The sequence below is a fragment of the Flavobacterium sp. AJR genome (assembly GCF_002156885.1).
Lineage (GTDB): Bacteria > Bacteroidota > Bacteroidia > Flavobacteriales > Flavobacteriaceae > Flavobacterium.
The window spans coordinates 1-9976 of sequence record NZ_NCWQ01000117.1; the positions used below are offsets into that span (position 1 = coordinate 1).

Sequence of the window (9976 nt, forward strand, 5' to 3'; positions counted from 1 at the left end):
GACCTTATAAAATTCTTTTGTAAATTGTAGCTAAATTTTCAAAGCTGTTTTTGCGATTTAATCATAAATACTTCTTCTTTTTGGAAGTCGTTGAGATTAAAAGCAAAGAGTAAATACAGTAAAAAAGCAAAAGCTTAAATTCCATATAAACAAATAGTATCCGTAATATGAAAAATTTAATATTGATCAGACATGCAAAATCAAGTTGGGAAGCACCTTTAAAAGATTTTGACAGACCTTTGGTAAAAAAAGGAATTCATGATGCTCATGACGTTTCAGCTAGTATTTCAAAATTTCTTCCTAAGACCTATTTGATATGGAGCAGTACAGCTGCTAGAGCTGTAGAAACAGCACTTATTTTTGCACAAAATATTTCATACCCTATAGAAAGTATCATTTATAAGGATGAACTTTATACATTTGATGAGAAACATTTGGAAAAGGTTATCAAATCATGTAATAATGCTTTCGAAAGTGTTATTCTTTTCGGACATAACGAGGCTATTACAAATTTTGTTAATAAATTTGGGGATGTTTTTATAGATAATGTTCCCACATCAGGTTTTGTATCATTACAGTTTGATACAGAAAGTTGGGACAAATTAGATAAAGGCAGAACTCTCAAAACCATTTTCCCCAAAGATTTAAAATGAATACAGTGTACGAACAAAAATATATAGACCGAGAAAAAAGTTGGTTGGCTTTTAATGCAAGAGTATTACAGGAAGCAGCCGATATTACAGTACCACTTTTAGACAGATTACGTTTTTTAGGAATATTTTCGAATAATTTAGATGAATTTTTTAGAGTTCGTTATGCAGCCATTCGAAGACTAAGTCTTTCAGGGATTTCTGGCGAAAAATATTTGGGTGGAATATCTGCCCAACAATTGGTGAAAGATATTACAGAGATCGTGATTCAGCAACAATCTGAGAGCTTGAGGATATTAAGTAATATCGAAACAGAACTGGAAACAGAGAATATCTTTATAATTACTGAAAATGAAATTACAAAAGATCAGGAAGAGTTCTTAAAGAACTTTTTTATTGAAAAATTAAGTCCGGAACTCGTTACAATTATATTAAATGATTTAGCCGAATTTCCTGTTTTAAAAGATACTCTGGGTTATTTGGCAGTGCGTTTAGAGATGAATCATACCGCAGAAGTGCGATATGCAGTAATCGAAATACCAAAAACTATTAATCGATTTGTAGTTTTACCTTCGCATGACGATAAACATTATATTATCTTGATAGATGATGTTATCCGACACAATCTTAGTAGCATTTTTACCATTTTTGATTATAAAAGTGTTTCGGCACATATGATAAAAATTACTCGCGATGCCCAATTAGATATCGATAGTGATTTGAGTAAAAGTATGCTCGAAAAAATAGCAACATCAGTTAAAGATAGACGAATAGGTGAACCAGTTCGTTTTATCTATGACCAATTGATAGAACCAGATACGCTGCAGTTTTTTCTCGAAAAAATGAAAATCATTTCTACAGATAGTATTATTCCTGGAGGAAGATATCATAACCGACGTGATTACATGAATTTTCCTAACTTGGGGAGATACGATTTGTTATACAAAACAAATGTACCATTGCCAATTCCGGGATTGAGTATGGAAGGAAGTATTTTGGAAAAAATCGGTAAAAAAGATTATTTGCTAAATGCTCCGTATCAGTCATTTTCATATGTTACAAAGTTTTTGCGTGAAGCGGCTTTAGATCCAAAAGTTACATCAATCAAGATTACATTATATCGTTTAGCAAAGAATTCCCAAATTATTAGTTCTTTAATTAATGCTGCCAAAAACGGAAAAAAAGTAACTGTACAAATAGAGTTACAAGCAAGATTTGACGAAGCTTCGAATATTTCGTATGCAGAGCAAATGCAAACAGAAGGAATAGAACTTATTTTTGGAATAAAAGGACTAAAAGTACACAGTAAAATATGTGTAATCGAAAGAGTTGATGAGGATAAAACCAAAAGATACGGGTTTATTTCGACAGGAAATTTCAATGAATCAACGGCTAAAATTTATACCGATGTAACATTGTTTACCAGTCATCAGCAAATCTTAAAAGATATCTCCAAGATATTTGAATTCTTTGATATCAATTATAGAGTACATCGTTATAAGCATTTAATAGTATCGCCACATTATACAAGGTCAAAATTTGTAAAATTAATCGACAGAGAGATTCTACATGCTTTGGCTGGTCGTAAAACCTATATAAAACTTAAAATGAATAGTTTATCTGACTTTAAAATGATAGATAAATTATACGAAGCGAGTAATGCAGGAGTAAAAGTACAATTGCAAGTAAGAGGAATTTGTTCCTTAATTCCGGGAATTCCGGGAATGAGTGAGAATATCGAAGCCATAAGCATTGTCGATAATTACTTAGAACATTCCAGAGTTTATATTTTTGGTAATGCCGGATTGACTGAAGTGTATATTTCATCAGCCGATTTTATGACCAGAAATCTAGACGGAAGAGTAGAGGTAACTTGTCCAATTTATGATCAGGCAATAAAAAACGAGTTAATAGATAACTTTAATATTGCTTGGAAAGGGAATGTAAAAGTGCGTTTTCATTCTTATAAACTGGATAATAAATACAAAGCGAGAAATCATCACGCCATATTTAGAGCACAATTAGAAACATATAAATATTACCAAAACAAAGTAAATGCTATAGAAGAAGTTGTGTAAAACCTAATAAACACTGCTTTTATATCAAGATACTTAATTTCAAATCATAAGCGAGAATGATTAAAATAACAAAATATGGAGCAATCGATATTGGATCAAATGCCATGCGATTGTTGATTGTCAATGTGGTAGAACAAGAGGGTAAGGAACCTCAATTTAATAAAAGTTCCCTGGTTCGTGTTCCAATTCGTTTAGGTCAAGATGCCTTTACAGTTGGAGAAATATCTGAAGAAAATATTGAAAGAATGTGTGATGCAATGAAGGCATTCAATCTTTTAATGAAAGTACATAAAGTAGAACGTTATATGGCATTTGCTACATCGGCAATGAGAGAAGCTTATAACGGTAAAGAAGTGGTGGCAATCATCAAGAAAAAAGCGGATATAAAAATTGAGATTATCGATGGAAAAAAAGAAGCAGCCATTATTGCTTCTACAGATTTACATCATTTATTAAAAACAGATCAGACTTATCTTTTTGTAGATGTTGGAGGTGGAAGTACAGAGTTTACATTATTCTCTAATGGGAAAATGGTAACTTCAAGATCATTTAAAGCAGGAACAGTACGATTATTAAACGGTATGGTTTGCGATGTAGTTTGGGATGAAATAGAAAAATGGATCAGAACAAATACTGAAGAATATGAGGAAGTAACCCTTATAGGGTCAGGAGGAAACATCAATAAATTGTTTAAAATGTCGGGGAAACAACAAGAGAAGCCGTTGTCATATATTTATATGAATTCGCAATATGCTTTCTTAAATTCTCTAAGCTATGATCAGAGAATAGCCGAATTAGGACTTAATCCCGATCGTGCCGATGTTATCATTCCCGCAACAAGAATTTATCTTAATGCAATGAAATGGAGTGGAGCAAGACAAATTTATGTTCCTAAAATAGGTCTTTCTGATGGTATTGTAAAAGCAATGTATTACGGTAAAATTTAATTTTTTTGCCACGAATTTCACGAATTAGCACGAATTGTTTTTTATAATAGGAATAAAAAATTTGTGAAAATTTGTGTAATTTGTGGTTGATTTTATAATATAATAGATGAATAAAACGAGATTAGAGGCTTTTAGCGATGGTGTTTTGGCAATTATAATTACCATAATGGTTCTTGAAATTAAAGTTCCCCATGGAGAAAGTTTTAAGGATTTAATGCCTCTTTTTTCTAAATTTATCAGTTATATTTTAAGTTTTATCTATATCGGTATTTACTGGAATAATCATCATTATTTGCTACACGGACTCACCAAAGTCAATGCTAAAATTCTTTGGGCAAATTTGCATTTACTTTTTTGGCTTTCATTAGTTCCTGTTTCTACAGGCTGGATGGGAGAACATAATTTTGCCAAACCTGCAATGACTTTATATGGTTTTACATTGCTATTGTCTGCAATTGCTTATGTTATTTTGCAAAAGATTATTGTTTCGAGCGAAGGTAAAAATTCGGCTTTAGCCAAAACATTAGGTAAAGATTTAAAAGGAAAAGCTTCTATGGTTTTGTATGCTATAGGAATCATTAGTTCTTTTTATAACGAATGGATTTCTGGAGCTTGTTATTTTATAGTAGCATTATTATGGTTGATTCCAGATAAAAGAATCGAAAATATTTTTATCTCAGCCGAAAAAGCAATCGATTCATAAAACCTCACAATTCTTTCCGCTTTACTTTACCCATAATAAAACATAATGAAATCAATATTTCAATCTCTTCAGATTTTACCTTCGGATGAATTAGACAAATTAGATGGTTTAATTACCAAGAGGAAATTAAAAAAAGGAGATTTTTTAATTCAGGAAAGTCAAACATCCAAAGAGATAGTTCTGATAAAATCGGGTGCTTTACGCTCTTTTTATATCAATAACGAAGGAGAAGAAATCACAAACTGCATTACATTCGAGAATGAATTTATGTCTGCTTTTGCTAGTTTTATTACCCAAAAACCAACCGAAGAGAATATCCAGGCATTATTTGATACTGAACTTGAAGTGATAAGTCACGCCAGTATTGAACACCTTTATGAGAATAGTATATATTGGCAAAAAGTAGGGCGAATAATAGCCGAAATGCAATATATAAACTTAGAACAACGCATTTTATCTTTTCAAAAACTAACAGGAAAAGAGCGATACGAAACACTTTTTAAAAATCATCCTAACTATATTCAGTTAATTCCGTTGCAATATTTAGCTTCCTTTTTGGGAGTAACACCAAGGCATTTAAGCCGAATTAGAAAAGCTATTTTATAGGACATTTGTCTAGTTACTGAGAGGTATTACGTCATTAATTTTGCTGAAAACAATAGTAATGATGAGAAAAAATATTTTAGTAATTGGAGGAACAGGATTAGTAGGCAAAGTTATTTTACGTATTCTTAAAGCAAGAAATCCTGATTACAATCTATTTATAGGGAGTCGTCAATTAGGAAATACGGCTAATGATTTGGTTATTGATGTGAATAACTCAAAAACATTTGATTCGATTACACACAATAAAATCGATTTGATAGTAATGTGTACTAAAGATAGTAACAATGCAGTTTTACAATTTGCAATACAAAACAAACTCGATTATATTGATATTACAAAACCAACTCCAGATTTAACGGTAGCTTATAATTTGGCTATAGCAAATAAGCAAAACGTAAATAGTCGTATAGTTTTTAGCTCAGGTTGGATGGGAGGAATTGTAGGTAGTTTGATTGATTTTATGGAACCCGATAAGCGTAAAATTCAAGAAACCAATCTTTATATCTATTATTCGGTAAAAGATTTAGCAGGGAAAAGCTCTGCCAATTTTTTAGCCGAAAATGTTTGCAAACCATTTATCGTTTATAAAAATAATAAACCACAGGAAGCAAAACACTTTTTAGATTCTGAGAAGTTTAATTTTGAGTTTGGGATAGGAAAACGCCAAGCTTATAATCTAGATGTTCCGGATTTGTTTATTTTAAATCAGGTAGAAAAGATACCAACGGTTTCGGTTAAGATGACTTATAATTCTAAATTTGTAACTAGTTTAATGGGGTATTTTCAATCGCTAAAGATTTTTAATATCATGTCTTTAAAAGAAAGACAATTGATGTTTGGTTCAAGCGGAAACGGAGATCAGACAGTTTTTGAAGTTGTTATTAAGACTCAGGATAAAATCAGAAAGATTAGCTTACAAAGTAGTAAAGGTCAAGCCGAATTAACTGCATTTTCTACTGTTTTGCATATCGAAAAGATGTTAAGTGAGACTTTATCTGGCGGAATCTATTTTAGTCATCAAATGCATTCATCTAAAGAAGTTTACGAAGCATTAAATAGTTATAACACAATCAATCTTAAAATAAGTTAGCAGAACATGAAAAATATTCTAATTATAAACGGACATCCTAATCCAGCGAGTTTTAATTTTGCTTTAGTCGAAGCTTATAAAAAAGGAGCTTTAAAAACTGATGCTAAAGTAGAAACGATTACAATTGCCGATTTAAAATTTAGTCCCAATTTGAAATTTGGTTACCAAAAAAGAACCGAATTAGAACCTGATTTAATAGAGTCTTGGGACAAAATAAAAAAAGCAGACCATTTGGTTTGGATTCATCCAGTTTGGTGGGGAGGTTTGCCAGCAATAACTAAAGGGTTTATTGATCGTCTTTTTTTACCTGGAATGGCTTTTCAGTATCGTGAAAATTCCGTTTGGTGGGACAAACTTCTAAAAGGTAAAACAGCACATATTATTACAACTCTCGATCAGCCAGGCTGGTATTACAGATTGGTTTTTGGAAGACCAAGTGTGAACCAGTTAAAGAAATCGACTTTAGAATTTTGTGGTATAACACCAGTTAAGGTAAGTTATATTGGAGTTATAAAAACATCTGATAATAACCAAAGAGAAAAATGGTTGACTAAAGTTTACAATTTTGGATTAAAAAATAAGTGATTTTTTGCCACTGATTTAAATGATTTATCCCGTCCCGACATTTCGGGATTGGGATTGAGAACCTAGCATAAAACCTTTGAACCTTTGCATCTCAGAACCTTAGAGCCTTAAAAAAAAAGCCTTAGAACCTCTTTTTAAATTACCCTTGTAAATCTAATCCAAATGTTGTTTTTAAAAGTTCAATGTTTGGATTTATTTCTAATAAACGGTTGTAACGATCCTGGTCATTATAGCTTCTTTTACTTTCGTAAGCTTCATTTACAATTACATTAATTGTGATATCATGATTATGCAAATGACCTCTTAAGTGACCTAAGATACCGTGCATTTCTTTCTCAAAATCTAGTTTAGAACCTTCGTTAGGTAATTCGATGCTAATAGAAGTTCCGTTTAAAACAGGATCGTTTATAAGCAATAAAGATTCCATTATCTTAAATCCTTTTTCGCCTAAACGTTGTGCATACTTATTCCATTGCAATAACATTTCAGTTTCAGTAAAATCTTCCGTAGGTAAATCAGCTGTAGTAGGCTTTACGTAAGATTTACTGCTTTCTTCTAATTCTTTCTTCTTGCGAATACTCGATAATGAAAACGCCGAAATACCAGATATTGTTGTGCTTGGTACAACAGGTGCTTTCTGTGGGGCTACAGTTTCTGCTTTAGCAGGTACAGGAGCTACATTGGGAGTTACGGGTACAGAAGTTTGTTCTTTCTTTTCAGCAGCAGGTTTAACTTCTGTGATGGAGAAAGTAGGATTTCTATAATAAGTAGGCGGAATTATATATTGGTCAACTTTTTTTTTTCTCCATCAAAATTGATAGAGGCCAATTGCATTAAACTAAGTTCAACCAAAAGACGCTGGTTTTGACTCAATTTGTATTTTAAATCACAATCATTAGCAATTTCAATTCCTTTTAGTAAAAATTCCTGAGAAGCTTTTTGAGATTGTACCCCATACATTTGTTGTGCTTGTTCACCAACTTCTAGAAGTGATAAAGTAGCAGGAGTTTTGCTTACCAATAAATCTCTAAAATGCGATGCTAAACCAGCAATAAAATGATGTCCATCAAAACCTTTGGCTAGGATATCATTGTATGCCATTAATAATTCAGGGATTTTATTTTCTAGGATAAAATCGGTGATAGCAATATAGGTTTCATAATCTAGAACGTTCAGGTTTTCGGTAACTGCCTGACGTGTTAAATTAGTGCCACAATAAGAAACAACTCTATCAAAAATTGATAAAGCATCACGCATAGCGCCATCTGCTTTTTGTGCAATAATATGTAGTGCATCGTCTTCAAAAACAACACCCTGACTTGTTGCAACTTCAGCTAAATGTTCTTTAGCATCTTTTACGGTAATTCTTTTGAAATCGAAAATCTGACAACGAGATAAAATCGTCGGAATGATTTTATGTTTCTCTGTTGTTGCTAATATAAAGATGGCATGTTTAGGCGGTTCTTCTAATGTCTTTAAAAAAGCATTAAAAGCTGCCGATGATAACATATGCACCTCATCAATAATATATACTTTGTATTGTCCTGTTTGTGGCGGGATTCTAACCTGATCAATCAAGTTACGAATATCGTCTACAGAGTTGTTTGAAGCAGCATCGAGTTCGAAAACATTAAATGCAAAATCTTCGTTTGGATCATCATAACCTGGTTGGTTTATTTTTCGGGCAAGAATACGAGCACAAGTTGTTTTACCAACTCCACGTGGTCCTGTAAATAATAAAGCCGAAGCAAGATGATTACTATCTATGGCATTAAGTAAAGTGTTGGTAATGGCTTTTTGTCCCACAACATCCTTAAATGTCTGCGGGCGATACTTACGAGCCGATACTACAAATTGTTCCATAGTTTGTTTATTGGGTAGCAAAGATAAGATTTTTGTTTATTTTTTAAAGGGTAATTTGTTTATTTGATGAATATCTTTTTCTTCAGAATTATAAAGATTAAAAATGAAAATAATACTATGTTGACAATCAAAGAAATGATAATATACCTGCTGTAACTTTCTATTTTTAGCTCTGTTTTTTCTTTTTCTAAAATTATATTTAGAGAGGATTTGTATGCTCTCAATCTCTCTAATTGTTGAATCCAGTCTACAATGTTTTGATTTTTATTTTCTAAAAGATATACCTTTTGATATAAATCTCTAAGGTCAACATCCTTTATTTCATAGTATCTAGGTGGTGGTGGAGTTGGATAAGCGCCTAATAATGATTCTAGTCCCATACTTGGTGAACACATGCTGATGGTAATATTTTTATTGTTTGTATAGTTTGTGTTGTTAGTATAGTTTGCATAAACAATCCAGAGTTCTTTTTTTATTGGGAAGACTGAGCAATTACTTGCAGTTGAGCTTCCACTAATAAAAGATGAATTAATTTCTCCTTTAAAAAGTTCTAGAATTTTAAAAGTAAAATTCCCTGATATGGTGTCAGACTCTACTAATTCTCCATAGAAAACAATATCATAATTTTTTAGTCCTTCAGTAACCATTGTTTCTTTATTATGTGGTTCACATTTACAAGAATAGGTATAACTATGATAGCTAAAGAATGCCAAGAATAAGAAGTACTTTAATTTCATGGAGTTGATTTTAATACAATAATACTATTTTTAATTATAGTATTTAGAAGTTGATGCAACTCAAATAAAAAACGGAAATAACTATTTAAAGTTATTTCCGTTTTAGGTTAATACTAATAAAAACGATTGTCTTTATCTATTATATACTGTAATGATTCCTGCTGCATCTTTTAGCTTTAATTCGCCAAGAGATAAATTTACGATGTCCTGAGTTTTAGATTCACCATCAATAACTGTTGTTAAGTTATTATGCGATCTGGAATAAATTCCAGCACTAGTTGTTAATGCACAAGCACTAATTGTAGAGTCATAATCTCCTTCGGTTGCAGTATTATCAAGTTTAAGTTCGAGATAATCCTTATTACAGCCTGTTTGATTTTGTGGAGCATCTACCAAAGTTTCTGTTCCGCTAACAACAGTACCTACTTTACTAAGATCCCATTTTCCTGATAGAGGTATCAGTGTTTCTCCTTCGTTGTCATCACTACTACATGAAGTTGAAAATAAACTGATACTAAATAATATTGCGAGTAATATGCTTCTGTTTTTCATTTTAAAATCTTTAAAAGGTTAGATGCTAATATAGTTGCATCACAAGGAAGTAATGTTGTACAATTTTCGATTTCATTTATATAATTAGTTGATTTGTAATAAAATATAATTGGTAAATGTTGTTTTTATCTATTATATTTATAGATAATTTCTATTTTTTGCTAA

The 9976-nt window shown here is 31.7% G+C and carries 12 protein-coding genes; 8 read left to right on the plus strand and 4 right to left on the minus strand.

Annotation, left to right across the window (positions count from 1 at the left end):
• Window positions 1-167 precede the first annotated feature (167 nt).
• The 7 genes from B8T70_RS21530 to B8T70_RS21560 all read left to right on the plus strand — a co-directional run bounded on the left by B8T70_RS21530 (window position 168) and on the right by B8T70_RS21560 (window position 6659).
• The gene (locus B8T70_RS21530) at window positions 168-653 is read left to right on the plus strand and encodes a histidine phosphatase family protein (RefSeq protein WP_039116346.1); all 486 of its coding nucleotides are present in this window, start codon (window positions 168-170) and stop codon (window positions 651-653) included.
• Window positions 650-2728 carry a polyphosphate kinase 1 gene (gene ppk1, locus B8T70_RS21535; RefSeq protein WP_086896183.1) on the plus strand — a complete coding sequence of 693 codons (2079 nt, stop codon included), beginning with the start codon at window positions 650-652 and terminating at the stop codon, window positions 2726-2728. The genes B8T70_RS21530 and ppk1 overlap by 4 nt, the downstream gene beginning before the upstream one ends.
• 56 nt (window positions 2729-2784) lie before the next feature.
• Window positions 2785-3675 (plus strand): Ppx/GppA phosphatase family protein, encoded by an 891-nt coding sequence (locus B8T70_RS21540; RefSeq protein WP_039119302.1) that lies wholly within the window; start codon window positions 2785-2787, stop codon window positions 3673-3675.
• Between the two features lie 106 nt (window positions 3676-3781).
• Window positions 3782-4378, plus strand: coding sequence for a TMEM175 family protein (locus tag B8T70_RS21545; RefSeq protein WP_086896184.1), 597 nt, complete (start codon window positions 3782-3784; stop codon window positions 4376-4378).
• Between the two features lie 45 nt (window positions 4379-4423).
• Window positions 4424-4984 carry a Crp/Fnr family transcriptional regulator gene (locus tag B8T70_RS21550; protein WP_086896185.1) on the plus strand — a complete coding sequence of 187 codons (561 nt, stop codon included), beginning with the start codon at window positions 4424-4426 and terminating at the stop codon, window positions 4982-4984.
• A 58-nt stretch (window positions 4985-5042) separates the two neighbouring features.
• A complete protein-coding gene (locus B8T70_RS21555; protein ID WP_242667541.1) occupies window positions 5043-6074 on the plus strand; it encodes a saccharopine dehydrogenase in 1032 nt (343 codons plus the stop codon).
• Window positions 6075-6080: 6 nt separating this feature from the next.
• Window positions 6081-6659 carry an NAD(P)H-dependent oxidoreductase gene (locus B8T70_RS21560; RefSeq protein WP_086896187.1) on the plus strand — a complete coding sequence of 193 codons (579 nt, stop codon included), beginning with the start codon at window positions 6081-6083 and terminating at the stop codon, window positions 6657-6659.
• Window positions 6660-6798: 139 nt separating this feature from the next.
• Here B8T70_RS21560 and B8T70_RS21565 read toward each other — a convergent pair whose 3' ends face one another.
• Entirely contained in the window at window positions 6799-7143 is a 345-nt protein-coding gene (locus tag B8T70_RS21565; RefSeq protein ID WP_082001868.1) for a DNA polymerase III, read from the minus strand.
• Between the two features lie 85 nt (window positions 7144-7228).
• Between B8T70_RS21565 and B8T70_RS21570 the strand changes: the two genes are divergently transcribed.
• Entirely contained in the window at window positions 7229-7423 is a 195-nt protein-coding gene (locus B8T70_RS21570; RefSeq protein WP_086896188.1) for a hypothetical protein, read from the plus strand.
• A gap of 13 nt (window positions 7424-7436) precedes the next feature.
• On the opposite strand, the gene dnaX is transcribed toward B8T70_RS21570, so the two are convergent.
• The 3 genes from dnaX to B8T70_RS21585 form a co-directional block, all read right to left on the minus strand.
• Complete coding sequence (dnaX, locus tag B8T70_RS21575) at window positions 7437-8522, minus strand: DNA polymerase III subunit gamma/tau (protein WP_039116355.1); 1086 nt, start codon at window positions 8520-8522, stop codon at window positions 7437-7439.
• Between the two features lie 59 nt (window positions 8523-8581).
• Window positions 8582-9259 carry a hypothetical protein gene (locus tag B8T70_RS21580; protein ID WP_123912145.1) on the minus strand — a complete coding sequence of 226 codons (678 nt, stop codon included), beginning with the start codon at window positions 9257-9259 and terminating at the stop codon, window positions 8582-8584.
• Window positions 9260-9391: 132 nt separating this feature from the next.
• On the minus strand, window positions 9392-9811 hold the full coding sequence (locus B8T70_RS21585) for a lipocalin family protein (RefSeq protein WP_086896190.1): 420 nt from the start codon (window positions 9809-9811) through the stop codon (window positions 9392-9394).
• Between the last annotated feature and the right edge of the window lie 165 nt (window positions 9812-9976).

Excerpts from the sequence above, each read along its gene's own strand:
- B8T70_RS21530 (WP_039116346.1), top strand. The coding sequence starts at position 168 with ATGAAAAATTTAATATTGATCAGACATGCAAAATCAAGTTGGGAAGCA.
- ppk1 (WP_086896183.1), top strand. The coding sequence starts at position 650 with ATGAATACAGTGTACGAACAAAAATATATAGACCGAGAAAAAAGTTGG.
- B8T70_RS21540 (WP_039119302.1), top strand. The coding sequence starts at position 2,785 with ATGATTAAAATAACAAAATATGGAGCAATCGATATTGGATCAAATGCC.
- B8T70_RS21545 (WP_086896184.1), top strand. The coding sequence starts at position 3,782 with ATGAATAAAACGAGATTAGAGGCTTTTAGCGATGGTGTTTTGGCAATT.
- B8T70_RS21550 (WP_086896185.1), top strand. The coding sequence starts at position 4,424 with ATGAAATCAATATTTCAATCTCTTCAGATTTTACCTTCGGATGAATTA.
- B8T70_RS21555 (WP_242667541.1), top strand. The coding sequence starts at position 5,043 with ATGATGAGAAAAAATATTTTAGTAATTGGAGGAACAGGATTAGTAGGC.
- B8T70_RS21560 (WP_086896187.1), top strand. The coding sequence starts at position 6,081 with ATGAAAAATATTCTAATTATAAACGGACATCCTAATCCAGCGAGTTTT.
- B8T70_RS21565 (WP_082001868.1), bottom strand. The coding sequence starts at position 7,143 with ATGTTATTGCAATGGAATAAGTATGCACAACGTTTAGGCGAAAAAGGA.
- dnaX (WP_039116355.1), bottom strand. The coding sequence starts at position 8,522 with ATGGAACAATTTGTAGTATCGGCTCGTAAGTATCGCCCGCAGACATTT.
- B8T70_RS21580 (WP_123912145.1), bottom strand. The coding sequence starts at position 9,259 with ATGAAATTAAAGTACTTCTTATTCTTGGCATTCTTTAGCTATCATAGT.
- B8T70_RS21585 (WP_086896190.1), bottom strand. The coding sequence starts at position 9,811 with ATGAAAAACAGAAGCATATTACTCGCAATATTATTTAGTATCAGTTTA.